General features: G+C 56.7%; 16 protein-coding genes, 3 tRNA genes, 3 rRNA genes and 1 pseudogene. 7 read left to right on the top strand and 16 right to left on the bottom strand.

Going from position 1 to position 26,449, the window contains the following annotated elements; translation table 11 throughout:
* Window positions 1-2 precede the first annotated feature (2 nt).
* From L53_RS16180 to L53_RS03405, 3 genes are all read right to left on the bottom strand, one after another.
* The gene (locus tag L53_RS16180; RefSeq protein WP_051607515.1) at window positions 3-866 is read right to left on the bottom strand and encodes a type II secretion system protein N; all 864 of its coding nucleotides are present in this window, start codon (window positions 864-866) and stop codon (window positions 3-5) included.
* Window positions 867-965: 99 nt separating this feature from the next.
* Window positions 966-3,575: a TonB-dependent receptor domain-containing protein gene (locus L53_RS03410; protein WP_051607514.1), complete on the bottom strand. Its 2,610-nt coding sequence runs from the start codon at window positions 3,573-3,575 to the stop codon at window positions 966-968.
* A gap of 114 nt (window positions 3,576-3,689) precedes the next feature.
* Entirely contained in the window at window positions 3,690-6,344 is a 2,655-nt protein-coding gene (locus L53_RS03405; RefSeq protein ID WP_034811490.1) for a hypothetical protein, read from the bottom strand.
* A 131-nt stretch (window positions 6,345-6,475) separates the two neighbouring features.
* Here L53_RS03405 and L53_RS16945 point away from each other — a divergent pair, with 131 nt between their 5' ends.
* The gene (locus tag L53_RS16945) at window positions 6,476-6,664 is read left to right on the top strand and encodes a hypothetical protein (RefSeq protein ID WP_156947801.1); all 189 of its coding nucleotides are present in this window, start codon (window positions 6,476-6,478) and stop codon (window positions 6,662-6,664) included.
* Between the two features lie 202 nt (window positions 6,665-6,866).
* Here L53_RS16945 and L53_RS03395 read toward each other — a convergent pair whose 3' ends face one another.
* Together L53_RS03395 and L53_RS16175 are read right to left on the bottom strand one after the other, a co-directional pair.
* Window positions 6,867-7,727 (bottom strand): PD40 domain-containing protein, encoded by an 861-nt coding sequence (locus tag L53_RS03395; protein ID WP_034811488.1) that lies wholly within the window; start codon window positions 7,725-7,727, stop codon window positions 6,867-6,869.
* Window positions 7,728-7,733: 6 nt separating this feature from the next.
* A complete protein-coding gene (locus L53_RS16175; protein ID WP_051607513.1) occupies window positions 7,734-8,084 on the bottom strand; it encodes a helix-turn-helix transcriptional regulator in 351 nt (116 codons plus the stop codon).
* Between the two features lie 164 nt (window positions 8,085-8,248).
* Here L53_RS16175 and L53_RS03385 point away from each other — a divergent pair, with 164 nt between their 5' ends.
* The 3 genes from L53_RS03385 (at window position 8,249) to L53_RS03375 (ending at window position 11,610) form a co-directional block, all read left to right on the top strand.
* On the top strand, window positions 8,249-8,548 hold the full coding sequence (locus L53_RS03385) for a hypothetical protein (RefSeq protein WP_034811487.1): 300 nt from the start codon (window positions 8,249-8,251) through the stop codon (window positions 8,546-8,548).
* A 161-nt stretch (window positions 8,549-8,709) separates the two neighbouring features.
* On the top strand, window positions 8,710-11,097 hold the full coding sequence (locus tag L53_RS03380) for a transketolase (RefSeq protein ID WP_034811486.1): 2,388 nt from the start codon (window positions 8,710-8,712) through the stop codon (window positions 11,095-11,097).
* Window positions 11,098-11,175: 78 nt separating this feature from the next.
* The gene (locus L53_RS03375) at window positions 11,176-11,610 is read left to right on the top strand and encodes a hotdog fold thioesterase (protein ID WP_034812099.1); all 435 of its coding nucleotides are present in this window, start codon (window positions 11,176-11,178) and stop codon (window positions 11,608-11,610) included.
* Window positions 11,611-11,702: 92 nt separating this feature from the next.
* On the opposite strand, the gene L53_RS03370 is transcribed toward L53_RS03375, so the two are convergent.
* From L53_RS03370 to L53_RS03335, 8 genes are all read right to left on the bottom strand, one after another.
* Window positions 11,703-11,779, bottom strand: a tRNA-Met gene (locus L53_RS03370).
* A 162-nt stretch (window positions 11,780-11,941) separates the two neighbouring features.
* Window positions 11,942-12,056, bottom strand: a 5S ribosomal RNA gene (gene rrf, locus L53_RS03365).
* Window positions 12,057-12,147: 91 nt separating this feature from the next.
* Window positions 12,148-14,919, bottom strand: a 23S ribosomal RNA gene (locus L53_RS03360).
* A gap of 266 nt (window positions 14,920-15,185) precedes the next feature.
* Window positions 15,186-15,261 (bottom strand) — tRNA-Ala (locus L53_RS03355).
* A gap of 56 nt (window positions 15,262-15,317) precedes the next feature.
* A tRNA-Ile gene (locus L53_RS03350) sits at window positions 15,318-15,394 on the bottom strand.
* A 227-nt stretch (window positions 15,395-15,621) separates the two neighbouring features.
* Window positions 15,622-17,076, bottom strand: a 16S ribosomal RNA gene (locus L53_RS03345).
* The 16S, 23S and 5S rRNA genes sit together here with 3 tRNA genes alongside, the layout of an rRNA operon.
* A gap of 1,209 nt (window positions 17,077-18,285) precedes the next feature.
* On the bottom strand, window positions 18,286-18,720 hold the full coding sequence (locus tag L53_RS03340; protein ID WP_034811485.1) for a CBS domain-containing protein: 435 nt from the start codon (window positions 18,718-18,720) through the stop codon (window positions 18,286-18,288).
* Between the two features lie 81 nt (window positions 18,721-18,801).
* Complete coding sequence (locus L53_RS03335; protein WP_034811484.1) at window positions 18,802-19,512, bottom strand: rhomboid family intramembrane serine protease; 711 nt, start codon at window positions 19,510-19,512, stop codon at window positions 18,802-18,804.
* A gap of 177 nt (window positions 19,513-19,689) precedes the next feature.
* Here L53_RS03335 and L53_RS03330 point away from each other — a divergent pair, with 177 nt between their 5' ends.
* Window positions 19,690-20,070, top strand: a complete 381-nt coding sequence (locus L53_RS03330; protein WP_034811483.1) for a DUF4345 domain-containing protein — start codon at window positions 19,690-19,692, stop codon at window positions 20,068-20,070.
* A 71-nt stretch (window positions 20,071-20,141) separates the two neighbouring features.
* On the opposite strand, the gene L53_RS03325 is transcribed toward L53_RS03330, so the two are convergent.
* Complete coding sequence (locus L53_RS03325; RefSeq protein ID WP_233347516.1) at window positions 20,142-22,682, bottom strand: TonB-dependent receptor; 2,541 nt, start codon at window positions 22,680-22,682, stop codon at window positions 20,142-20,144.
* A 448-nt stretch (window positions 22,683-23,130) separates the two neighbouring features.
* Between L53_RS03325 and L53_RS03320 the strand changes: the two genes are divergently transcribed.
* The gene (locus L53_RS03320) at window positions 23,131-23,685 is read left to right on the top strand and encodes a PAS domain-containing protein (protein ID WP_084333010.1); all 555 of its coding nucleotides are present in this window, start codon (window positions 23,131-23,133) and stop codon (window positions 23,683-23,685) included.
* A gap of 12 nt (window positions 23,686-23,697) precedes the next feature.
* Here L53_RS03320 and L53_RS03315 read toward each other — a convergent pair whose 3' ends face one another.
* Entirely contained in the window at window positions 23,698-25,335 is a 1,638-nt protein-coding gene (locus tag L53_RS03315; protein WP_034811480.1) for a choline dehydrogenase, read from the bottom strand.
* A 148-nt stretch (window positions 25,336-25,483) separates the two neighbouring features.
* Here L53_RS03315 and L53_RS03310 point away from each other — a divergent pair, with 148 nt between their 5' ends.
* Window positions 25,484-26,095 carry a PilZ domain-containing protein gene (locus L53_RS03310; RefSeq protein ID WP_051607512.1) on the top strand — a complete coding sequence of 204 codons (612 nt, stop codon included), beginning with the start codon at window positions 25,484-25,486 and terminating at the stop codon, window positions 26,093-26,095.
* A 170-nt stretch (window positions 26,096-26,265) separates the two neighbouring features.
* On the opposite strand, the pseudogene L53_RS17695 reads toward L53_RS03310, so the two are convergent.
* Window positions 26,266-26,364: pseudogene (locus tag L53_RS17695) on the bottom strand (gamma carbonic anhydrase family protein); the annotation flags it as partial.
* Window positions 26,365-26,449 lie beyond the last annotated feature (85 nt).

The following is a 26,449-nucleotide window of genomic DNA, read 5'->3' as shown; positions in this document are numbered from 1 at the left end:
GTCTATCGGGCCTCCTCGGGCGCGAGGGTATGGTCAATTGTCTTTCCGTCCCGGTCGATCTTCAGACGAACGGGATTAGGATCGGAGAATTTCCGGGCAAGCTCTGCCGGAGGAACGTCATTGATGTCTGCGCCATCCAGGCCCACGACCACATCGCCGGGCTGAAGACCCGCGCGGGTCATCACGTCAGCGTCACCCCGGGAGCCGATACGGTAGCCGACAAATTCCTGACCGTGATGGACCGGATCTATCGTGATGCTGGACATCAGGTCGGCGCGGGCGATCCGGGCGCTGGTGGAGCCCGTGGCAGAATTGTTGCTCTCGGGGTCAGGCTGGCCCGGCGTGGTCAGGACCGATAGCAGGCCGGCGCCGCCTTCCATCATCAGGGCCTCCGTCTGGCCGCCCTTCCGGAGCGTGACGCGGTCCCCATAAATCCGGTGAAGGGTGACCCCCTCAAGGATGGCTTCGCCGGGCGAATAGGCTGCAGTCCGGTTGTCTGGTGTGCTGATGAGGGCGATGCCGCCCTGCTCTTCGGAAGACGCCCGAACGCCCCGCAGCTTGAGGTTCAGACTGGTTTCCGGCGCGTCCGGGATATCTGCCACGAGGGCGGAAGCCGCGCCGAACGGATTTTCGTGGAGGAGCCGGGACGTATCCACGGATATGTTGGTGGCGATACCTTGCGGGGGCTGCACGACGGAGCGAACCGGGATGTCCGGAGAGACTGCCCCGCCCGGTTCTACCGCCAGCCAAATGAGCTTTGCCGTCGCCAAGCCAATGCCCACGACCAAGGCGACCTCAATCACGCGCAAGGCAGGCCCGACGCTACGCCGAGCGAAAACTGCAATAGATTCAAGCCGTTCCGTCAATATCAAGCCCCTCGAAAGAGGGTTTCCCCTAAGCTAACAGGTCCGCGACGACAATGGCCGCGGACCTGTAATTGATGATATGCAATATCAGAGCCGAAGCTAGAACATACGTTTCAGGCCAATACTGAAAATGGTTCCCTGCTCGTACGTATCGACATCCACGCGGTCAGCCCCGCGCTCCTGAAAAGCTTCATAATCTTCCTGAAGGATGTTTTCGATATTGAGGGAGAATTCATACTGGCCGCTGCCAGACTGGAAGCGCTTGTTCCAGACAAAGTCCACCGTCATTGGCGGCTGCTCCAGAATTGCGGGCAGGTTGCCGTTCTCACCCGACCGGATACGCTCGCTGACATAATTGAACAGCAGGTTGTATTCGGACTGCGCCTCTTCATTGAGAAGGCCCAGCTGGACGTTGAAGAGGTGTTCGGACTGGCCCTGCATCCGGCGCCCGTCTTCGAGACGCCCGGCAGCCGTCGTGGTGCCGCGCACCGGGTTCAGATTCGTACCGATATTGAAGGCCACTTCACCATCTGCGCCGATCTCGGAATCTGACCAGGTGTAGTTGGTTTTCACCTGAACTTCGCGACCATCAAAGAAGCCCAAGCCGGTCCACTGGTCGAATGGCAGGAGCTGTTCGTATTCGACTTCAAATCCGTACAGCTTGGCAGAGGGTACGTTGATAAACGTCGTCTGAATTGTCTCTGTACCGGCCAGAATCTCCTCGATCGGGTTTTCCAGATCCTTGTAGAACAGGCCGAGCGTCACGAACTGATCACGGGCGAAATAGTATTCGCCGCGCAGGTCATAGTTCTTGATCGACGCGTTCACGAGATACGGGTTACCGAAGAAGGTGGCATCGGTTTCCGTATTGACGAACACAGCCGGGGCCAGTTCGCGGAACTGAGGACGCGTCAGTGTTTCGGAATATCCCCCACGAACCTGCAAATCCTCGATCGGGTTCCAGGTGATGGTCAAAGCCGGCAACCAGTCAGACTGGTCGATGACCCCTTCCACCGTGTTGCCGGTTAGATCGCCACTGATGTTCTGCGTATCAATGGCCTCGATCGCGTCTTCAAAACGCACGCCCAGCGCAGCGCGGATATAAGGCGTGATCTGAGCATCGATCCCGGCATAGGCGGCATCAATTTCCAGCGTTGCCACATAGAATTGCGGGAATTGCTCACCAGCTACTTCCGTAATCGAGCCAACACCCGACCGGAAGATATAGTCATAGATGTAATCGAGACGCTGGGTGCGGTCCGTGCCGCCGACACCGTTGATATCGTAAAGCAGCGAGGTGGCTGCGCGATCATTCTCAACATAGCTGTAGCCAAATTTCAGGTCAGCCTCACAAAGGAACGTACAATCCCCGTCCCGCGTCATCGGCAATGTGCCGTCGATCCCGAAATCCGTGGTATCATCCTCAACCTTGCTGAACTGCATCCGGTTCGCAGCAGGGCTGGTAGAGAGGATCGGCACGCCAGCATCATTGATGTTGTAGATGTTCGACAATTGGTAGGGCGCATCCCGAAGCGCTTCGGAATATGACGCGCGCCATTCCACCTTCATATCCATGACTTGAGGCAGGAAATGCTCGCCCTGGACCTGCGTGGACCAGAGCTGTTGCTCGACCCATTCCAAAGCATCGAGGCGCTGGTCGACGTCTTCATTGTTCTCGCCGGTAATGATCCGCGCTTCCTTTTCAGAGGAGCGGGTCACAAGCCCGGTGAACTTGATCTCATGGTCGGAGAATGCCTCGAAACCAATTGTCGCCAAGGCGTTCGTATCAATCGTATTCTGTGTGCTCAAACGATCCTGCTGGAAAGCTGACCGGAGACCGTCACCCTCAAGGTCGCCATACCCCCGCGTTCCCCGCTTCGTCTGCCAGGAATTGCCATATCCGACAGCGGCGATCACGCCCATCGAGATATCAGACGTGAGGTCGAAATTGTTGCCTCCCGACATATCGATGCTGAAGTTCGGAGCAACCTCCCCTTCCTGCATGACCAGGAGGGATGAATTGTCAGTCAACTGACGGCCGAACTCAGTTGTGAGACCATCTGCCAGGGAAGGCAGGTCGCGAGCACCGTCATCGAAGCCCAGAATGTCGGTATCTGTCCCGTCATACATCAGGCCATTGCGCAGCGTCGTCGACGTATCGCGGGCAACTTTTGCGCCGACAGTGAAGAAGGCTTCATCCGGCACGGTCTTGGTGCGCAAATCGACAAGACCGCCCCCAAATTCGCCCGGAAGGTTTGGTGAATAGGTCTTCTGGACCAGAACGCTCTTCAGAGCGGATGTCGGAAACAGGTTCAGCGGCACGACCCGGCGCAATGGCGCAGGGCTAGGCAACGGTGATCCGTTGAGAAGCGCGGTCGAGTAGCGCTCATTGAGACCACGGACGTAAATGAACTCGTCTTCAGCCGTGGCGATACCGGCAACACGCGCGAGGGCAGCGGCAGCATCGCCGTCTCCCTGCAGCGAGAAATCGCCTTCATCAATGAGAGCGGCGACTTCGGAAGTGGAGCGTTTTTCGTCCGGAATGAACAAGCCACGCACGACGACAGTTTCCTGACGGGCTTCCTCCTCCTGCTCGACAGCAGGAGTGGAGTCGGATGGCGAGGAGTCTTCTTGAGCGAATGCCGGTGACAGCCAGGCAAGGCAGGCTCCGGTCAACAGCAAGGAACGGGCAGACAGGAGGCGTTTCATTTGAGGTTTCCTGTAATGGGCTGACGGGACTCAGCCCCGCCGAAATGTCTCTGGTCTGAACGACGGAATGGGGCAGCAGAGTCTGCCGCCCCATCCAATCTGTTCAAGGCCGGCTTAGTTGGTCGATGTCAGGTTACCTTCCTGATCGATCGTCCAGCCGAGGAACCACTTGTCATCAGCATCTTCGACAGCGCCGATATATGTTGTGGCTTCGAGGTTGCCGATGCCGGTCACGTCATAGACGGGAACAGCGTTCTCATTGGCGCCCGGGACAAGGCCAGGACGGCCCGACCGGAAGGCAAAGCCGGACATGGTCACCGTCTGACCGGTCACAACATTGTCAGCTGTGACGAAGGTCACGTCGTCCGTGTCACCGCTCTCGATGTCTTCACCATTGTCGGAGAGGAAGAGCGAACGGATCAGCAGGTCGTCATTCGTAACGTTGGTCTGCGTCTGTGGATCATCGACATCCAGACCGGCATCTGGCCAGCCAAGGATGATGGCGTTCACAAGCGTACCCTGCGTACCGCGACGGAGCACGGCGCCCGTGTCTGCAGCAGCGTCGCCACTGGCAATGATCGTGATGTTGGACAGATCCGGGCTGGAGACCGGCGTCTTGTCGTTCTCACCATTACGGTTGTCACCCTCGATGCCGCGTGGGTCACCCGAAAGGCCGCCCGTTGCACTTGTCGCACCGGCGTAGACGATGCCGTACTGCAGCGAACCGGTCCAACCATCTGTCCAATCGATGCTGTCGTCACCGCAACCCGTTGCGACCAGGTGTTTGGCGTTTACCGCACCACCGAACCATTCGAAGCAGTCGTCGAGGTTGTTGTAGACTTGGACATAATCAACTTCGGTGCCCGAACCGACACCCTGGAAGGCAATGCCGTTCAGTTCGTCCGTATTGGTCAGGCGTGTACCAGCATACTGAACGCGCGTGTAGAAGATCTGACCGGAGTCATCGTCGGCAGTTGCACCACCGAACAGGCCGGAGGAACCTTCGCCTGACTTTTCACAATCAACCGTGCCGCCCGTCGCAGTGGTCTCGTTACAGGCATTGATCGGAGCGCGACCGTTGATGATAACTCCACCCCAGACACCCTTGGTGTCTTGGTCGAGGGCCGCGATTGTACCATCCACAACTGTCTTGGCGGTGAAGACGACTGGCTGAGCTTCGGTGCCGTTTGACAGGAGGCGAGACCCCCGAGCGATGACGAGGTAGTCGTCATTGCCTTCACCGACGACCGTCACACCCGCATCAATCGTAAGCGATGCGGCAACAGAGCCTGCGAGCGGTGCAGCCGGATCGGGACCACGGTCAACCCCTATAAAGACCGGACCGACCAGTTCATAGATCAGTTCGTCCCCATTGGAGAGACGCAGATCTGACGTGACGGAGCTGGAGCCATCAATCTGGCACAGCTTCTTGCCGTCCAGTTCGCCATTTTCAGTCGTGCCGGTTGGGCACTCGGCTTCTTCTTCGTCGAACAGCGTGCCAGCGAGGGCAAAGTTAGCCCAGCTGTTTGCACTGGTTTCGGTTGGTCCGAATGCACCGATATAGGTGGTGGTATCGAAGAAGGCGTCAGCTGCCAGAACCGTGGACACAGGAACGTTCAGCTCCTGCTGGCCAGGGAAGAAATTCTCCACCAGCGAGTTGTTGCCCGTCCGGATGTTCGCAGACGCCGCGAAAGTCGGAACACCGTCGGAGTCCGTAGCGAAATTCTCAGCCGTGTCGAGGAGCAGGGATTCGATCACCAGATCGCCATCCGAGAAGCCGGTAAAGGTCTGAGGGTTATCGACGTCGATGCCGGTTGCGTAGCCGGTCACAATGCCGTTCACGATGTTGCCCTGTGTACCACGGCGCAGCAGGATGCCCTGCTGATTGCCATCTGTGCCGACGAGCGTGAAGTTGGAAACACTCGGGCTGGAAAATGGCGTCTTGTCATTCTCGCCGTCACGGTTGTCAGCTTCGATGCCGCGCGGATCGTCAGAGCTAGGAACTGTCGAGCGGACAGCTGCGAACTGCAGCTTGCCCTGCCAACCATCGGTCCAGTCCAGCGAGTCATCGCCAGCGCCGGTGATGACAACGTGCTTCGCGTTCACGGTTCCGCCAAACCATTCGATGCCGTCATCGAGATTGTTGTGGACCTGAACATAGTCAACGTCCGTGCCGGACCCAACACCCTGGAAGGCGATGCCGTTCAACTCGTCCGTATTGGTCAGGCGGGCGCCCGCATACTCGACGATTACATAGTTCAGGTTACCGGAATCATCGTCAGCGGTTGCACCGCCAAACAGACCAGACGACCCCTCGCCGCTTTTCTCACAGTCAGCGGTGCCGCCAGTTGCGGTGGTTTCGCTACATGCATTGATCGGTGCGAAACCGTTGATGATCAGGCCGCCCCATTGAGCGTTCGTACCGGCTTCGATCAGGTTGGAGCCGGTCTCTTCATCATTAATCGCTGCGCGCGCCGTGAAGCGGATCGGAGCAGCTTCGGTTCCCGTTGCAGCGATTGCCGAACCGCGCGTCACAACGAGATAATCGTCGGTGGCCGTCACTGTGCCGCCTGAGGACGCGCCGAAGAAGCGAACGCCTTCATTGATCGTCAGCGTGACGGGCGTCCCAGCGTTATCCTTGTTGTCTTCACCGATGAAGACGGGGCCCTGAATGGCGATCGTGGTGTTGGCTGGAATTTCGAGGTCGGCCGTGATCGTCGTGCCGCCTGTTGCGTCGGATCCGAGCACACACACCAGCCACAGCAGCAAATGTGGCTTCAGCCGTACCCGTAGGACAGCCGGCTGTCGGGACCAGATCGATAGTCGCTGCGGCCGGCGGCGGTGGCGGAGGCGACGGTGGGCTCACCGGCGTTTCGGATGCTCCTGGTGAGGAAATCGTCGTGTCCGAACACGCAGCGAGTGTCAGCACGGCAACACTCGCCATGGTCGCGAGCTTCAAGGTCTTCCCGAGTTTCATTCTTTACCCCTTTGTGGCCCCAATTAAGGATGCCGGTCTCAGCAATAATTCGTTGGATCGGGCCAATAGTGATTCCATGGCCACCTGCATCCGAAGCGGCTTATCGCAGTGACCCGCGACGGTTTCCGCACAGTTCCGCAAAGATTTTATGACGGCTGCATTACTTTCATGAACCCGCAGTCCATGGCCTGTGAGCGCGCCGCCAGAAACGTCAGGCACGCGAAAAAGCTCGATAATCAACTGTGATCGCGGCACTCCTGAGAAGGAGACCGACGCGGCCGTGTTAACGCTGCATCGCCCGGAACATTAAGGGATCAGGCGTCAGGATCACCGGCAAGGACGACCGATACGGGAATCTGGAACAGATCGCCTTCCCGCGAGAAAAACAGCGTTTTCCCATCCGCAGAAAGGCCGGGCCCATAGTCTATACCTGCAGAATTCAGAGGCTCTCCGGGATTTCTCGGCGCGTCCCAAGTGCCATCTTCCTGTCGGCTGGAAATCCAGATGTCGACAATGCCGATCTTGGGGGCACGATGCGAGTAGAAGAACAGCGTCCGTCCATCTGCCGTAAGCGCCAGATGATCATTCGTGCGGAAATCATTGACCTCTTCCAGGTCACGCTGCTTGATCCAGTTGCCCTCATCATCCCGGCGGGCGTCGGCCAGATTATAGCTGCCGCTCTTGTTCGAAGTGTACACCATCAGACCGTCTGCCGAGACAACCGCCATGGTTTCATTCGCGCCCGTATTCACGTCGCCCGACAGGGGTTCAGGCTGCCCCCATTCGCCATCCACCAGTTCCACTTGCCAGATGTTCAAATCTTTCCGGCCAGGCCATTGAGGCATTTCGGCATCTGACGCGAACAGGAGCGTGCCGTCCACGGGGTTGAAGCTGGGACCGACCAGAATACTTTTTGACGGAAATTCAAGGCGTACAGGTTCGCCCCAGGCCTTGCCGTCGCGGCGCACCTCGTACAGCCAGGTCTCGTCGCCATTCTCCTTGGCAAAGACGCGAACCTGTCCATCCGGACTTTCGGTCATGGAGTAGGCGCGGGTGAATTGTGTGGCTGGCTCAGCGTCCGGAAAAACGGGCCGTGGCGCGCCGTCGGCACCATAGGAGCATCCAGCCAGAACGAAAGCAGCAGCCGAAGCTGCGAGGGAGGTCATCAGTTTCATGGGATCTCAAGTCAGTAAATCTACAGGAACGTCAAGCGCATCAGCCAATCGCTTGGCTGTTTTGAGGCCATAGGACATGCCGCGCTCTATGGCCGAAATATGGTTCGGGCGAATGCCGCACACATCACTCAGATCCTTTTGGGTCATCAGGCGGTACTGGCGGACAACCCGTACCGGGTTCTCGCCTTCCCGAATTTTCTCGGTGATTTCGTCAGGAACATTGAGGGTGGCTTCGTTTTCAACCGAATGCAGCTGCTGCGTGAGGCCTGCGATTGATTCTTCGAGCTCCAAAACCTTCTTCTCGAGATCCAATACCTTGATTTCCAAGGAGTAAACCAATTCAAAATCACTGGTCACAGCATTGCCCCTTTGCAGCTGTCGCAGCGATATGCGGATTTCTGTACGGTTTAATGTCGGCAGTGATAAAGTTCTGTGACAGCGACAGCGGGGACGGCTGTCTGCCCACTTTCGCTTAACCGAATCACGCGCCTTCTGGGATCGGCCGAAGCAGGGAGCTTGAGATGTCGATCAAATGGATTCGCCGCCGGGCACATATGCGCCGTCTGCCCTCCGGACAGATGGTGGAGGTCGCGTCCTCCTGGATGCCGATCGAGCGAAGCGACAGCGGCGGGCCAGAAAAATCCTGCCATTCCGCCTGCCCCGTCTGCGATGCGCCGATCCTCAGCCAGCGCATGCCCAATGGCGGCTGGGTCCATTATGAGCGGCACAGGAATTTCAGCCGCATCAAACACCCCTGTTTCTATCGCGGTGACGATATGGCTCCAGCGCGCGACGTGGAAACAGGTGATCTCTTCGCCTGATCACGATCGAAGCAGTTTTCTTTCAACATTCCGCGGCCAGACGCACTGACATGCCCTGTCATTATCATCGAGAGGGATGATCTGCCGCTCGGCTGATGCTACGAACCTGTATTCAAATTGCAGTCTGCCCCGCGCAGACTGCCAGAACAGGGCTTTTCGCAATGACCGACTTCGAGGCGCTGAAATCCATGGAGCAACGCCTGCTGTGGCTGTCCTCCTGGATCGTGCACAATGCCAACCATCTCCGCGAAAAAGAGGAAGGCGACGTGAAAGTCGGCGGCCACCAGGCCTCTTGCGCCTCGATGGTGTCGATCATGGCGGCCCTCTATTTCCATACACTGCGTCCGGAAGACCGGGTTGCGGTGAAGCCGCATGCCTCGCCGGTCTTCCATGCCATGCAATACATGATGGGGAACCAGACGCGCGAAAAGCTCGAGAATTTTCGCGGCTATGGCGGTGCACAGTCCTATCCAAGCCGGACCAAGGATGTCGATGATGTGGACTTCTCCACAGGCTCGGTGGGCCTTGGCGTCGCGATCACGGCCTTCGCTTCACTGATGCAGGATTACCTCGAAGCAAAGTCATGGGCGAATGATCGCCCCAATGGCCGGATGATCGCGCTCGTGGGTGATGCCGAGTTGGATGAGGGCAACGTCTATGAGTGTCTACAGGAAGGCTGGAAGCATGATTTGCGCAATACCTGGTGGGTCATCGACTATAACCGCCAGAGCCTAGATGGTGTCGTTCACGAGGGACTTTGGGAAAAAATCGACGCCATCTTCAAGGCGTTTGGATGGCGCACCATCGTGCTCCGCCATGGCGTACTGCAACGCGCGGCATTCAAGGAACCCGGCGGCGAGGCGCTGAAGGAATGGATTCAGAGCTGTCCGAATGCTGATTATTCGGCGCTCACCTATCAAGGCGGTGCAGCATGGCGCAAACGCCTGATGGACGACATCGGCGATCAGGGCGATGTCACGACATTGCTCGAAAAGCGCACCGACGCAGAACTATCTGCTCTAATGAACAATCTCGGCGGTCAATGCGTGCAGACGCTGACCGAGGCGTTCGACAGCGTTGCAGATGAGCAGCCAACCGTCTTTCTTGCCTACACAATCAAAGGCTGGGGCACTCCGCTGGCCGGACATAAGGACAATCATGCCGGACTCATGAACCCGTCCCAGATGGCGGATTTCCAGAAGCGCATGGGCGTGCCGCAGGGCGAGGAATGGAGCGTGCTCGCCGGGATCGACAATCCTGATGACCTGACGGCGCTGATGAATGACGCCGCCTTCTTCGCGAAAGGCCGCAGGCGGTTCGACGCCCCTATCGTGAAAAGCTCCGGCCCGGTCTTCCTTGACGATCGCAATCAATCGACACAGGCCGGCTTCGGGAAGATCCTGGACACGATCGCCAAGACCGACAGCGAACTGGCAGACCGTATCCTGACCACGTCCCCGGATGTGACCGCGTCAACCAATCTCGGGCCATGGGTCAATCGGCGCAGCCTGTTCGCACGCGAAGCCAAGGGCGACACGTTCCGGGAACAGCGCATTCCCTCAACGCAAAAATGGCAATTCTCTCCCGAGGGCCAGCATATCGAGCTTGGCATCGCCGAGATGAACCTCTTCCTGATGCTCGGCGCGGCTGGCTTGTCACACAGCCTGTTTGGCGAACGCATCATTCCCATTGGCACGGTCTATGATCCGTTTGTGGCGCGCGGCCTCGATGCGCTGAATTATGCCTGCTATCAGGACTCCCGGTTCATCATAGTTGGCACGCCCTCCGGAGTGACGTTGGCCCCGGAAGGCGGCGCCCACCAATCTATCGGTGCGCAACTGATCGGCATGAGCCAGGACGGGCTTGTTTCTTTTGAACCAGCCTTCCTCGATGAGCTCTCTATCATCATGGATTGGTCCTTCGACTATCTCCAACGCAGCGGTGAGGGTGATCCGGATGAACGCACTTGGCTACGTGATGAAACTGGTGGCTCCGTCTATCTGCGTCTGACCACACGCTCCATTGACCAACTCGGCCTGAAAGCGCGCGATGATGCGGATTTCAGGCGCGGCGTGGTCGATGGCGGTTACTGGCTTCGCAAGCCTGGGCCGAATTGCGAAGTCGTGATCGCCTATCAGGGCTGTGTGGCCCCCGAAGTGATCGAAGCAGCCGGCCGCATCGGAAATGATCGCCGGGATATTGGCGTGCTGGCCATCACATCCGCAGACCGCCTGAACTCCGGTTGGACAGCTGCGCGCCGCGCAAGAGCGCGCGGGCAGGACAACGCCGTCAGCCAGATCGAACGCTTGATGGGCGCAGTTTCGCGGGATGCGACGCTGATTACCGTTACTGACGGCCACCCGGCAACACTTGCCTGGATCGGCTCGGTCATGGGCCATAGAACCGCTCCGCTCGGTGTCGAACATTTCGGGCAAACCGGTACAATCAATGACCTCTACCGTCACTTCATGATTGATGCCGATGCCATCGTGGCAGCCGCCAATCACCTGTCGGCTGGCCGCAAGATTCGTCTCGCCAAACGTGTCTAGCTTTGTCCCTGCGTGAGGACTTGTGGGCAACGCCTTTCCCATGCTGTGGTCGACTTCGCGCCAACATATGGAGACGACATGTCGATCTGGAAAAATGGTATACCCGATCTTGAAACCCTGAGTTCAAACCAGTCAGGGACGATGGTTGACCATCTGGGCATAACCGTCACGGCCATAACCGACAATTCGCTGACGGCCCGCATGCCCGTCGACGCACGCACGCTCCAGCCACATGGTCGCCTGCATGGGGGTGCATCTGTGGCCTTGGCCGAAACCATTGGATCCATCGCCGCCAACCTGACTCTGGATTCCAAAGAGCAAATCGGTGTCGGCCTCGAGATCAATGCCAATCATGTGAGGCCCGTAAAGGAAGGGTATGTGTTCGGCACCGCCACGCCGGAAGCACTCGGCCGGACTACTCAGATATGGTCCATCCGCATCACTGATGAGACTGACCGCCTAGTTTGTATCTCCCGTTTCACGGTCGCCGTGATCCCTACGAGCAAAGCCTAGCTCTCCCCGCGCGGGTCTCATTCAGGCGACGCAATTTTCAATCGCCCAACAGAAAAAGCCCCCGATATCCGTGAGGACATCGAGGGCCAGTTTGGGTGCGGGAGTAGGATTTGAACCTACGACCTTCAGGTTATGAGCCTGACGAGCTACCGGACTGCTCCATCCCGCGTCAGCTTGTAGTTACATTTAGGAGGGTAACCCCTTAAATGCAAATCCGGCCGCGAGGGCCGGACCAATCCGCCTGGAAGATCCGGGCGGCAGGCCGCAAAAGCGACCAAAATAGTCGTAATGGAAAGATATGTCTGCAAGTTTGTCTGACTGGGCTCTGCGGACCCGGCAGCGACCTACTCTCCCACGCCTTAAGACGTAGTACCATTGGCGCAAGGGGGCTTAACGACCGAGTTCGAGATGGGATCGGGTGGGGACCCCCTGCCATAACCACCGGGTCGGCGGAAACCAGTCAGGGATATTATACCAACATGTTCTTTATCGAGACTGTGTAGAAGCAAATACGCTTTCAACTACACATGAATTTCAACAATCAAGCCTATCGAGCAATTAGTACCGGTTAGCTCCACGCATCGCTGCGCTTCCACACCCGGCCTATCGACGTGCTGGTCTTGCACGGCTCTCAGGGATACCTGGTTTTGAGGTTAGTTTCCCGCTTAGATGCTTTCAGCGGTTATCTAGTCCACACATAGCTACCCTGCAATGCGGCTGGCGCCACAACAGGTCCACCAGAGGTGTGTTCATCCCGGTCCTCTCGTACTAGGGACAAATCCTCTCAAGTATCCAACACCCACGGCAGATAGGGACCAAACTGTCTCGCGACGTTCTGAACCCAGCTCACGTACCACTTTAATCGGCGAACAGCCGAACCCTTGGGACCTGCTCCAGCCCCAGGATGTGATGAGCCGACATCGAGGTGCCAAACGATGCCGTCGATATGGACTCTTGGGCATCATCAGCCTGTTATCCCCGGAGTACCTTTTATCCGTTGAGCGATGGCCCTTCCACTCGGGACCACCGGATCACTATGACCGACTTTCGTCTCTGTTCGATCTGTCGATCTCACAGTCAGGCAGGCTTATGCCATTGCACTCAACGACCGATGTCCGACCGGTCTGAGCCTACCATCGCGCGCCTCCGTTACTCTTTAGGAGGCGACCGCCCCAGTCAAACTACCCGCCACACAGGGTCCCGGCCCCATCCAGGGGCGCGGTTAGACATCAAAGAAATTAAGGGTGGTATTTCAAGGTTGGCTCCACAGCATCTGGCGACACTGCTTCAAAGCCTCCCACCTATCCTACACATAAGTTCTTTAATGCCACTGTGAAGCTGTAGTAAAGGTTCACGGGGTCTTTCCGTCTGACCGCGGGTACCCCGCATCTTCACGGGGAATTCAATTTCGCTGAGTCTATGTTGGAGACAGTGGGGAAGTCGTTACGCCATTCGTGCAGGTCGGAACTTACCCGACAAGGAATTTCGCTACCTTAGGACCGTTATAGTTACGGCCGCCGTTCACCGGGGCTTCAATTCAAGGCTTGCACCTCTCCTTTTAACCTTCCGGCACCGGGCAGGCGTCAGACCCTATACGTCGCCTTACGGCTTCGCAGAGCCCTGTGTTTTTGATAAACAGTCGCAACCCCCAGTTTTGTGCCCCTCAGACCTGGTTGCCCAGATTGAGGCCTCCTTCTCCCGAAGTTACGGAGGTAATTTGCCGAGTTCCTTCAACATAGTTCTCTCAAGCGCCTTGGTATGCTCTACCTGACCACCTGTGTCGGTTTCGGGTACGGTCTAATAGGGAGGCTATTTCCAGGAACTTCCAGGCTGCATTCCCAATCCAATAAGGGAATACAACTTTCGAAATCCGTCACTCATCCCTTGGCCCACGAATATTAACGTGGTTCCCATCGACTACGCCTTTCGGCCTTGCCTTAGGGGCCGGCTAACCCTGCGCAGATTAGCTTTACGCAGGAACCCTTGGTCTTTCGGCGACAGGGTCTCTCACCCTGTTTGTCGCTACTCATGTCAGCATTCTCACTTCCGATACCTCCAGCAAACCTCACGGTTCACCTTCACAGGCTTACGGAACGCTCCGCTACCACTCTTTCGAGTCCGCAATTTCGGCGAATAACTTTAGTCCCGATACATTTTCCGCGCAGAGGCGCTTGATCAGTGAGCTGTTACGCTTTCTTTAAAGGATGGCTGCTTCTAAGCCAACCTCCTGATTGTCTCAGCACCTCCACATCGTTTCGCACTTAGCTATTACTTAGGGGCCTTAATTGGCGGTCTGGGTTGTTTCCCTTTTCACGACGGACGTTAGCACCCGCCGTGTGTCTGCCACGCATAACTTCTGGGTATTCGGAGTTTGAGAAGGTTTGGTAATCCGGTGAGGACCCCTAGCCCATTCAGTGCTCTACCCCCCAGAGTCTAATCGTGACGCTCTACCTAAATAGATTTCGCGGAGAACCAGCTATCAGCAAGTTTGATTGGCCTTTCACCCCTAGACACAGGTCATCCGAGAGCTTTTCAACGCTCAACGGTTCGGCCCTCCAGTGCATGTTACTGCACCTTCAGCCTGCCCATATCTAGATCACTTGCCTTCGGGTCTAATGCTACGTACTCATTCGCCCTATTAAGACTCGCTTTCGCTGTGCCTACACCTATCGGCTTAAGCTTGCACGCAACACTAAGTCGCTGACCCATTATACAAAAGGTACGATGTCACTCCGAAGAGCTCCATCAGCTTGTAGGCATCCGGTTTCAGGATCTGTTTCACTCCCCTCATCGGGGTTCTTTTCATCATTCCCTCACGGTACTTGTTCACTATCGGTCGGTAAGGAGTACTTAGGCTTGGAGGGTGGTCCCCCCATGTTCAGACAGGATTTCACGTGTCCCGCCCTACTCTAAAAGGTCTTCATTTTACGGATACGGGGCTATCACCCACTACGGCGTACCTTCCCAGATACTTCTCCTTATTTCAGACCAGGCCTGGTCCGCGTTCGCTCGCCACTACTAACGGAGTCTCAATTGATGTCCTTTCCTCCGGGTACTTAGATGTTTCAATTCCCCGGGTTCGCTTTTTAACCCTATGTATTCAGATTAAAATATCTCACTATTGAAATGTTAGACAGGTCGAGCGCCGAAGCGCTCGAATTATCCAACATCTCGGAGATGGGTTTCCCCATTCAGAAATCACCGGATCAAAGGGTGCTCTCGCCTCCCCGGTGCTTATCGCAGAGTGCCACGTCTTTCATCGCCTCTTACCGCCAAGACATCCCCCGGATGCCCTTTTGACGCTTGATCGTTATTTGAAATCCATGTGCAGTGGAAAACGCATTTGCGCTCCACACACTGGATCTCGATCAGACATGTTGGTTTCTTGCAGACTGACCCTTTACCAATACCGCACATTGCTGCGCGGCCGGTTATTCGGCTGAGGCTGGTGACGCAGACCCACGAGGGGTGGCGGCCAGCCGGATCAATCTTTCCCTTACGATAACAAACATCCTGGAACCCTGAGGTCCCAGAAACGGACTAAACTTCTTTCGTTCGTACACCTACCAAGTAAATGGTGGAGCCAGACGGAATCGAACCGACGACCTCCTGAATGCAAATCAGGCGCTCTCCCAACTGAGCTATGGCCCCGTAGTCTGGCATCCCGCCAGGTCGCGTGCCCTGCCCTGCGTTGCCGCAGGCTTCGATGGTGGGCCGAGGAAGAGTTGAACTTCCGACCTCACGCTTATCAGGCGTGCGCTCTAACCACCTGAGCTACCGGCCCGTGACCAAGTCAGGGCCAGGCCCATCGCGGTCAAAGTCGAAGACAGGCGATAAAGCGCCCGCGGGGCTCGCTTAGTATCCAGACTCACTGAAAGCAAGCCTGAACAACGAACGAAGGAAGAGAAACGGAGACGGCGCGATAGCCGCATAGTTTTTTGTCCATCAAAGTGGACTGTCTATAGAGCTCTAGAGCCTCGCGTGAGCAAAGCAATCCAGAAGCATCCTTAGAAAGGAGGTGATCCAGCCGCAGGTTCCCCTACGGCTACCTTGTTACGACTTCATCCCAGTCACTGATCCTACCGTGGCCGCCTGCCTCCGAAGTTAGCACAGCGTCTTCGGGTAGAACCAATTCCCATGATGTGACGGGCGGTGTGTACAAGGCCCGGGAACGTATTCACCGTGGCATGCTGATCCACGATTACTAGCGATTCCACCTTCATGCCGTCGAGTTGCAGACGACAATCCGAACTGAGACAGTTTTTGGGGATTAACCCATTGTCACTGCCATTGTAGCACGTGTGTAGCCCTACCCGTAAGGGCCATGAGGACTTGACGTCATCCCCACCTTCCTCCGGCTTACCACCGGCAGTTTCCTTAGAGTGCCCACCCAAACGTGATGGCAACTAAGGATGAGGGTTGCGCTCGTTGCGGGACTTAACCCAACATCTCACGACACGAGCTGACGACAGCCATGCAGCACCTGTATCCGATCCAGCCTAACTGAAGGAATCCATCTCTGGAAACCGCGATCGGTATGTCAAGGGTAGGTAAGGTTCTGCGCGTTGCTTCGAATTAAACCACATGCTCCACCGCTTGTGCGGGCCCCCGTCAATTTCTTTGAGTTTTAATCTTGCGACCGTACTCCCCAGGCGGAGAGCTTAATGCGTTAGCTGCGTCACCGACAGGCATGCCTGCCAACAACTAGCTCTCATCGTTTACGGTGTGGACTACCAGGGTATCTAATCCTGTTTGCTCCCCACACTTTCGCACCTCAGCGTCAGTACCAGTCCAGTTAGCCGCCTTCGCCACTGGTGTTCCACCGAATATCTACGAATTTCACCTCTACACTCGGTATTCCGCTAACCTCTCCTGGTCTCTAGACTTCCAGTTTCAAATGCAGTTCCGAGGTTGAGCCCCGGGATTTCACATCTGACTTAAAAGTCCGCCTACGTGCGCTTTACGCCCAGTAATTCCGAACAACGCTAGCCCCCTTCGTATTACCGCGGCTGCTGGCACGAAGTTAGCCGGGGCTTCTTTACTAGGTACTGTCATTATCATCCCTAGCGAAAGAATTTTACAACCCTAAGGCCTTCATCATTCACGCGGCATGGCTGCATCAGGCTTTCGCCCATTGTGCAAGATTCCCCACTGCTGCCTCCCGTAGGAGTCTGGGCCGTGTCTCAGTCCCAGTGTGGCTGATCATCCTCTCAGACCAGCTATAGATCGTCGCCTTGGTAGGCCATTACCCTACCAACTAGCTAATCTAACGCGGGCCGATCTTTCACCGATAAATCTTTCCCCCGAAGGGCGTATACGGTATTACCACTCGTTTCCAAGAGCTATTCCGTAGTGAAAGGTACGTTCCCACGCGTTACTCACCCGTCTGCCACTATATCGTTCGACTTGCATGTGTTAAGCCTGCCGCCAGCGTTCGTTCTGAGCCAGAATCAAACTCTCAAGTTGAGTTGATCTGACGATACCATCCATTGGAATATGGACGGCTACTTTAGCTGTTAAGCATCAAGTATTGCGTTCTTTGACGAGAAACCCTTAGTCACAAAGGTCGGGCCGAAACCCAACCGATGGAAAAAGAATTTTCTCTTAAGAAACGCATCCGTCGTGATCGTTTGGACCGTGGCCGAAGCCCGTGTCCGCAAGCCATCACGCCGCCTGCGTTTCTCTTCCTAATCTCTTACGATGTCAAACAGCTGGAACCGAAGCTCCGAAGGTCTCCATCAGAAGCCCGTGGGCCCGTCCGGAAGAGGCGGCTTATATGGGCCGCCGCTTAGCCCGTCAACACTCTTTTTCGCGCCTTATGCAGTTGAGTGTTTGACCACCGTTTCCGCATCAATTTTAGCGCAAAAGAACCACTTGCCGAAAAGATCCGGCTCGCAAATTCGAGCGTTTCGAGGAACCGCATATATAGCCCCTGTTCGACGAAAAGTTCAAGAACTTTTTCACCAATCAGGTGAGCTTTTCAGCGGGCCCGCTTCAGACGCCCGAGGGCGTCGTCTGCGGAAGAGGCGGCTTATATGGACCACCCTTCTTCCCGTCAACACTCTTTTCCGCCTCTTCTGCAGTTAGGTGCCAGGCACCGTTTCCGCTTCAATTTTGGCGCAAATGAACCAGCCTGCCGAAATCATCCGGCCCGCAAATTCGAGCGTTTCGAGGAACCGACATCGACGCTCTGACTGGGGAAGAATAGAAACTTCCAAGCCATTCAGAGAGCCCGGTGCCGGGCCGCCTCAGAGATCCGAAGAACTCGTCAGCGAGTGGCGGCTTATATGGCCCGCCGTTCTTCCCGTCAACACCCTTTTCTGCGCTGTGTGCAGTAGAATGTTTAACCATCCAACCTGCTATGTTTACAGCGCAAAAGATCCCGTTGGCCGAACATGTCCGGCTCGCAGATCCGAGCGATTTTCAGGGAACCGATATCGAGCTCTGTCTGGGGAAGATTAGAAAACTTCCGAACCAATCAGGTGCGCCGTTACCGGGCCCCGCGTCTGAAACCCGAAGGCCTCGTCAGCGGAGGTGGCGATGTACCCCCGCCCCCCGGATGCGGCAACCCCCCCAATGCAGGAATTCATCACAAAACTGCAGGAAAAAGACGGAAGCTTGTCGCGGCTTCCTGCCGGCCAATCCCAAAAGCCCAATGAATACGGGGGCTGCCCCCTAATACTGAGCGGACAGGTACGATTTCATCGCTTCTGCTTCAGCTTCCGTTTCAGCGATCTTCCACTTCACCAGATCCCCGATCGAGATCACACCGACGAGGCGTCCGTCTGTCATGACGGGCAAATGACGAATCCTCCTGTCGGTCATAAGCTGCAACGCGTCATCTATCTTGGTGGTCGATTCGACCTTGATCACGTCGCGTGTCATCGCATCGCCGACGTTCAATTCCAGCGCCATGGTGCCCTGACGCGCCACATGGCGCACAATATCCCGCTCAGACAATACACCGATGATCGTGCCATCATCGTCCAACGCGACCACCGCGCCGATTCGCTTTCCGTCCAGCGTGCGGGCTGCGGCCGCCAATGTTTCGCCGGCCTTCACCGAAATGATAGCAAATCCCTTGTCTTTCAGAATTTGGTCGATGGTCATCCATTGCCTCCCTGTGCATACGGCCCCTTTTTTGGGTGCCTGGTTTTCAGGAAGCCTATCATAATTCCAAACATGACGCGATCAGGCGCGGAATTGTGCCCGTCCGAGATTGCGTGCGAGGTACCGGAACAACAGAGCCCCGGCGATGTATCCCCCAATATGAGCCTGCCAGGCGATGGCCGAGCCGAACAGCGAAGGCCCCAGGAAGGCGAGAATCAGGTTGCCGACAAAAAAGACCGCGCTCGTCGTCAGGAATTTTCGGTCCAGAAGCCTGACGGGAAGCCCATTCTGGATCATCAGAGCCCCGGCAATCAGGCCGGAGACGCCACCTGAGGCCCCAATGGCCGGTGGCCCATCCGGATAGTGAGCCAGGAGATGGGCAACGGAGCCACCCACGACGCTCGCCACAAACAGGCCGAGAAAGGCCAGATTGATGCTGAGGCGAGATCGCGCGATTCGCTCGATCACAGCATAGACCGGCTTGCCGACCGCAATCAGCATTACTGTATTCATGAGGACATGGGACCAGCTGCCGTGAACCAGCGCCGTTCCCGCAAGGGGAATCAGCGCATCCAGCACATTTCCATACGGAGCATAGCCTCCAGCAATGGGAGAACCGCCTATCCAGCCCCAGAAGCGATCCGGGAAGACTGCGCCTATATCCACGAAAAGCGGGTCCAGCGCGGAGCCTGTGATGAGTCTCAGTCCGTGCATTGCAACAATGGCGAGCGCCAATGCGGTTACAAAGGGAGGCGCATTGATAATGGGGGGCGCTCGCCGCGATTGGCGCATGGACGGTCTCCTGAAACACTCGCTCACTGATAGATGGGCCTTTGAAACAGGATGTCACCCCGATTCGCGGAATGATCACCTTCGCCCTGACGCTCTACTGTGCTCACACAAGCGGGACGGCGAGCCCCGCGGCAACCACCCCTTTACACGCGCGCCCGCCGATCTAGGTCCTCGGGCATGTTCATACGTATCTTTCTCGGCATTATTGCCCTCACGTTCCTTGTGTTCGGAATCTGGTCCTTGCTCGACCCGGTGGCCATGAGCTCATCAATGGGCGTGATCACAGGCGGCCCGAATGGGGTGTATGAAACGCGCGGGATCTATGGCGGCGTCAGCCTTGGCGCAGGTCTAGTGGCAATTGCAGGCGTTTTTCGCCCGCGCATGGTCCGCCCTGCCCTGTGGTTTATCACAACTTACATGGGTGGATATGTCTTCGCGCGCATTGTCGGCCTGATTGCGGGTGATGCCCCAACGACGGATTTCCTCATGTTTGCAGGCCTCGAGGTCGCATGCCTCGTCGTTGCCGTCGTCTCATTGGTCGCTTACCGGCCGGATTGAACCGGTCAGCACCGCATAGAAAAAGCCCCGCCGCAGGCGACGGGGCTTTCTGTTGATTCGAGGCCAAAGCCCTAGAAAGATTTGCGAACCGTCAGGCCATATGTCGCTGGCTGGATCGGATAGCCAGAGATAGACCCCGCCTGCGCGACGGCCGGGAAGGCTACGGTGATGTACTCGTCATCAAATATGTTCCGTCCCCAGAGCGTAAAGCTCAACCCGGACTCGGTCGTCAGACCTGCCGACGCGTTGAACGTACTGACTTCTTTCTCGTCGCCGATCAGGGCCTGGTTGGCCGGTTCGTCGAAATAGTCGGACGGGCTTTCATATTGCCAGTCTGCCCGCACGAAGGCGTCATAGGTCTTCACATCAAATGTGTAGGTCGCCGAGGTAGAGGTCGAAACATCCGGAATGCCGTATGGCTTCTGGCCGGAAATGTCGCCGCTCGCGGATTCCTCAAAGCTATCATAGACGGGGTCAAGGAATGTGCCGGCGAAGCTAAGTAGGAGATTGTCCGTCGCATTCCATTGTGCATCAAGCTCAAGACCTTGCGTGGACTGTTCGCCCGCATTCGCCAGCGCAAAGCCGGTGCCCGTGAAGATATTCGACTGGAAGCCTTCAATAGTCTGGTCGAAGATCGCCACATTGAACGCAAAGTCAGAATAAGCGCCTTTGACGCCCAACTCGTAGACTTTCGATTCTTCCGGCCCGGCAAAGCGCGTACCTGTGGTCAGGTTCGGCACAAGCAAACCACCTTGGGCGAGCAGCGCGTAATCCGCAGATGTTGGCCGACTGTCACGGGACAGGTTCCAGGAAGATGCCTTGAAGCCCGTTGCATAGGAACCGTAGACATTGATCGAGTCGGTCAGGTCATAAGCCAGACGGAAAGTGACGGACGTGTCCTCATCATCCGTCGAGCCGGTTTCTACAGCATTCGGGAAGTTCAGGAATGGCGGCAGGAACTGCAACTGCTGCAACGCGCCGGGTGCGCCGGCTGCTGTTGCCTGAATGGTCGCAAACTCCGTCGGATAAGCCGCAGCGAATGCGCCGACCGCCGCAGGATCGGTCGGATTCACGCCCGCCTGCAACAACAAGCCACCAGCTGTGACCTGACTGATGAACGGCGCAGCGGTGTTGAGGTCAACTGCCGCAAATGTGTCAGTCGAGACAGCATTCGCAAAGGCGTCCTTGTTCACCTGAGTATAGTTCAGGCCAAAGGTCCCCGTCAGTCGATCAGTGACTTCATAGTCAATTGTACCGAACAATGACGCGGACGTGTCATCCTGACCATAGAATTCAGTGAATCCTTGTCCGGGCTGGAAGAACGTGCCGGGCGCGACACCAAAGACAACTGGCTCCAGTGATGTCAGGAGGCCGGATGACAGGATGTCGATATAGCCCCGAATGTCCTGACCGTAGAGCAGTTGGTTCTCGATATCGACGGTTTCATCAAAGTAGAAGCCACCAACCATCCAGCTCAGCGGACCGCTGCCATTGGAGGTTAGACGCACTTCCTGAGTGAAGGTTTCGATTTCGACATCATCGGACTTTCGGCCGAGCAGGTCAGCACTCGTGAAGTCAGAGTCCTGATTCGTGCTGAGATCGGATGACCGGTAGGATGTGATGCTGGTCAGCGTGAAGGCGCCAAGGTCGAAATCTCCCTGCAGTGACAGGCCGCCATTCTTGATAAGGTTCTCGGACCCGAAATTATACGCGACTTCATAAGAGAACGGATCCTCGGCAACCAGATTGCCGCCCAGCGCCAGGATGGCCGCACCGGTCGGACCATTGATGACGTTTGCCGCCGCACAACAGATTTCGTCGATCTCGTCATAATCTGCGATCAGGCGGAACGACATGTCGTCATTCGGCTCCCAAAGCAGATCGCCTCGCAGGCCCCAGCGATTGCGCTCATTGGTATCAGGGCCGTCGCCAAGGTCCTCGACGTAGCCGTCGCGCGTATTGAAGTTTCCGCCCAGGCTGAAGGCCAACGTGTCAGAAATTGGGCCGGTGATGAATGCACCTGCACGGTAACCATTATAGTTGCTGACAGTGCCCTCGACATTGCCGCCCCATTCGAACTGCGGCTTCTGGGTCACGATCGAGATCACACCAGCCGATGCGTTCTTGCCAAACAGAGTTGATTGGGGTCCGCGCAGGACCTCGACACGCTGAAGGTTTGGCAGATCAGAAATCTGCGAGGTCGACCGAGAACGATAGACACCATCCACAAACACACCAACCGACGGCTCAATGCCGGCATTGTTGGCGCCGTTGCCGAAGCCCCGAATGATGAAGTTCGTGTTGGACGAAGACTGCTGCTGGCTCACGCGCAGCGATGGCACGACAGATTGCAGGTCTCCCAGATCCACAATCTCTGCCTTTTCGATGACGCTCTCATCCACGACCGACACTGCGACTGGCACGTCCTGGAGTGTCTGCTCGCGCTTGGTAGCCGTAATTGTCACCGTCTGGAGCGTGCGGCTTTCATCTTGGTCGGTGTCCTGCGCGTGGGCAGGCGTGGAGAGGGTTGCGAATGCAGCAATGCCAGCGCTGACATAGAGCGCCGACTTGAAATGAGCCATTTCAAGAACACTAAATTTTCTGGATTTCACGTGTGGGTCCCTTTGAGCAAGTTTCGATTTTTGTAGGTGGGAGGAATTCAACGGCAACGGATGCCATACTTAATTGTCTAGTCAGATGACCATTCATGACAAGTCATGACCATGAGTAATGGTTAAGAAACCGCATATGCTCTGCTTTCTGGATAGCAGATAGCGAGTTCACAGCCGATCGCGGCGCGAAAGTTCTCCGAGGGCGCCTGCGTGATTCGAGTTCGTCCAGTCTGTGTACCGAGATGAGACTCGCGCACCGTGACCCAAATGACGCTTTCTGAAAATTGCCGCCTTGGAGCCGGCAAAACCTCCTCAATGGGGAAAACCTGATCGCGGCGCACCCGAAATTTCCCCCGCGGGGGGAAAGCGGAACTGGAACAGATATTGCGGAACTGGTCTCCGAAGCAGGTCCACGGGCCTTGATATTTTTACGGAGCGAACGCCCCTCATGCACGACCGGTCTATTCACCCGAACACACGTATTATGCTTGAAGCCTGGAAGCGCATGAGCGTTGATCCAGCCTCAGAAGAAGACCGCACACCGCGTGCGAACGACCATCCAGACCTGATCACGAATATCTTCATGATCCAGTCCACACAGGATGGCGCATGGATCTTTCGCACTGCAGGTGACGGCGTATCACAGCTGCTCGGCCGGACGTTGCCGAATCATGACTTTCTCGCGCTTTGGACAGGTCCCGACCGGTCCATGGTCTCGGGCTTGCTGGATGCTGTAAGGCTGGACAGCGCTCCGGGCGTGATCCGCGGCAGCGGCGAAACCCTTACCGGCCAACGTGTTGAAGTAGAGATCACGCTGATGCCGCTGGCTCAGTCTTCCGTAGACGGAAATGTGACCCGTTTCCTCGGCCTTTACCAGACGCTCGGCGGCCTGCCGATGCTCAAGGGCCGGCCAATCTGGCGCCACCGGCTGGCCATGCTGGTGCCCCCGGATACGCGTCGCTCGGAACCAGCCCTGAAACTGGTCGCAAGCAACGCGCACTGAACTCTTCGAGGATCAGGCAGCCACAGTCTCCGGCTCTTCCGCCGCGAGAGGCTCCTTACCTAGAATCATGTCGGCGGCCTTCTCGGCGATCATGATTGTCGGTGCGTTGGTGTTGCCACCGATCAATGTTGGAATCACGGACGCATCGACCACGCGCAAGCCTTCGACACCCCGTACACGTAATTCTCCATCGACAGGCGCGTCGTCGCCCGCACCCATCGCGACTGTGCCAATCGGGTGATAGATCGTCTCGCCGGTCCGCCGGATGAAGGCATCAATATCCTCATCCGTCTTCACGCTCTCGCCGGGCATCATCTCTGCGCCTGTGAAGGGCCGCAAGGCATTCTGCGAGCATAGATCACGCAGCATCTTCACCGCTTCGCGCATTGCGCGGCGATCTTCCTCAGCTTCGAGATAGTTCGGATCGATGGCCGGATGCTGGAACGGATCAGATGAGGCCAGGCATACCGTACCGCGGCTTTCCGGGCGCAGCTGGCAAGCGTGGACCGTATAGCCGTCCTTGTTTGCCTGGTGCTTGGCGTGGTCCATCATGATGGCATTGACGAAGTGAAGCTGAAGATCCGGCATTTCCAGGCCCTCACGCGACTTCAGGAATGCTCCCGCCTGAAGATGGTTGTCGGCGCCTGCGCCTGTCTGGTTCATGAGATACTGCAAACCAACCCCGATCTTCTTGAGCCCCTTCTGCATGGAGTAGGCAGAAATTGGCTGGGTCATCTCATGGATGACGGTCAGGTCCAGATGATCTTGCAGGTTCTGGCCGACATTCGGAGATTTCACCTCCGTCTTGATGTCAAAGCGGCCCAGATGGTCCGGATTGCCAATGCCTGAGAGTTGCAGCAATTGCGGCGACTGAACTGCGCCAGCACAGACAATGACTTCGCTTGATGCATGAATTTCCTGAGCCAATCGGCCCTTGCCTTCAACCACTTCGACGCCGGTCGCCCGCCCCTTCTCCATGAGAATCTTGGTGACAAGCCCCGTCGAGATCACGGTGAGATTGTCCCGGACACCAACTATGGGGCGCAAATAGCCATATGACGCGCTCCAGCGCTCACCCTTGTGGATTGTGCGTTGATAGCGACCAAAGCCCTCTTGCTCTGCGCCATTGAAATCTTTCGTGCTGGCATACCCGGCCTGCTCGCCCGCTTGCAGGAAGGCCCGGTAGATCGGCGACGATAGCGGACTCTCGGAAACTTTGAGGGGCCCACTCGCCCCATGATAAGCGGAATCGCCGCCTTCATAGCCCTCTGATTTCCGGAAATAGGGCAGCACATCTGCGAAACTCCAGCCGCGCAGCCCCATTTGGGCCCACTGATCGTAGTCGCGAGCATGTCCACGAATATAGATCATGCCATTGATTGAGGACGATCCTCCCCAGCCCTTGCCACGTGGCCACCAGAGTTTGCGTCCATTCATGTGCTTTTGGGGTTCGGTCCAGAATCCCCAATTGTAAGCGCCCTCCGCTTTGATGAGATTTCCTACCCCAGCGGGCATTCTTACCATCAGAGCATTATCTTTCTTACCAGCCTCAACCAGACAGACCTTGATCGTCGGGTCTTCGCTCAACCTGTTGGCAAGAGCGCAGCCTGCACTACCTGCACCAACAATCACATAATCATACGTCTCCATGAATGGAGCACCTCCCATTAAACCCTATGGTGAAGGAATTCCGCAATTCCATCTGTTTCCCGCAACAGTTTGTGAACGAAACTGGCGTAAGTAAAGTCTAGATGGAGAAGTACAGGCAGGTTGCCCCAACGGCCTCAGGAGATTCCACATGCCAGCACTAGACTTGTCAGTGCCGCAGTTCAAACCGGTGATCAACACCGAAGAGGATCGTCGCCAATACAAGCGAGTCGATCTCGAGCTGGAAGGCTGCTTCCTGGATGAAACCAGCGAAGATCACCAACTTGTAACCGAAAACCTGTCCTGCTCCGGCGCCTACATGCGGGCTGCTACGGTTCCAGTGCCGGGCTCCAATGTGATTTGCTATTTCGATGATCTGGGCCGCGTCGCCGGGACTGTCGTGCGTACTTCCAAGGATGGCTTCGCCGTTGAATTCAACGTCGTGCCGCACAAGCGCAAGAAACTTGCTGACCGCCTGAGCTGGCTGATCAACAAGGACTTGATGGAAGCGCCCGAACAGCGCGCGGCCGCCCGCTTTCCAACCGGAGGCCCGGCCTTCATCGGCCGCAAGGATGGCATGCAGATCCCTTGTACGGTCGTCGACATCTCCCTCACGGGTGCCAGCTTCCAGACCAATGGCCAGTTCCAGCCTCCGCCAATTGGTGAAGTCGTCACAGCCGGCAACCTGCGGGGCCGCGTCGTGCGTTCCAGTCAGACCGAATTCGCCGTGAACTTCCTGCGCCCGGACGAGGACGACGCCTAGTCGATGCGTTTTACGCTGTTGCGATGGCGTTTCCAGTTCTCCACATAATGCACTGCTGACATTCGGATCACCTGTATCTGGTGGTCGGAGACCTCCTTCACCACCTTGCCCGGCGCGCCCATGACCAGCGAATTGTCAGGGATTACCTTGCCTTCGGGAATCAGTGTGTGCGCCCCAATGATGCAATTCTTGCCAATCTTCGCGTTGTTCAGAATGGTCGAACCAATCCCGATCAGCGTTTCTTCGCCGATCGTGCACCCATGAAGCATCACCATATGGCCGACGGTCACGTCTCGCCCAATCGTTAGCGGGCATCCGACATCGGTGTGGAGCACGCTGCCATCCTGGATATTG

The organism is Hyphomonas sp. L-53-1-40 (assembly GCF_000682775.1).
Taxonomy (GTDB): Bacteria; Pseudomonadota; Alphaproteobacteria; order Caulobacterales; family Hyphomonadaceae; genus Hyphomonas.
This window is presented reverse-complemented; position numbering and strand designations above follow the sequence as displayed.

Bases quoted from the DNA above. Each gene is read 5' to 3' on its own strand.
- L53_RS03410 (WP_051607514.1), bottom strand. From the start codon at position 3,575: ATGAAACGCCTCCTGTCTGCCCGTTCCTTGCTGTTGACCGGAGCCTGC.
- L53_RS03395 (WP_034811488.1), bottom strand. From the start codon at position 7,727: ATGAAACTGATGACCTCCCTCGCAGCTTCGGCTGCTGCTTTCGTTCTG.
- L53_RS03385 (WP_034811487.1), top strand. From the start codon at position 8,249: ATGTCGATCAAATGGATTCGCCGCCGGGCACATATGCGCCGTCTGCCC.
- L53_RS03380 (WP_034811486.1), top strand. From the start codon at position 8,710: ATGACCGACTTCGAGGCGCTGAAATCCATGGAGCAACGCCTGCTGTGG.
- L53_RS03375 (WP_034812099.1), top strand. From the start codon at position 11,176: ATGTCGATCTGGAAAAATGGTATACCCGATCTTGAAACCCTGAGTTCA.
- L53_RS03340 (WP_034811485.1), bottom strand. From the start codon at position 18,720: ATGACCATCGACCAAATTCTGAAAGACAAGGGATTTGCTATCATTTCG.
- L53_RS03335 (WP_034811484.1), bottom strand. From the start codon at position 19,512: ATGCGCCAATCGCGGCGAGCGCCCCCCATTATCAATGCGCCTCCCTTT.
- L53_RS03330 (WP_034811483.1), top strand. From the start codon at position 19,690: ATGTTCATACGTATCTTTCTCGGCATTATTGCCCTCACGTTCCTTGTG.
- L53_RS03320 (WP_084333010.1), top strand. From the start codon at position 23,131: ATGCACGACCGGTCTATTCACCCGAACACACGTATTATGCTTGAAGCC.
- L53_RS03315 (WP_034811480.1), bottom strand. From the start codon at position 25,335: ATGGAGACGTATGATTATGTGATTGTTGGTGCAGGTAGTGCAGGCTGC.
- L53_RS03310 (WP_051607512.1), top strand. From the start codon at position 25,484: ATGCCAGCACTAGACTTGTCAGTGCCGCAGTTCAAACCGGTGATCAAC.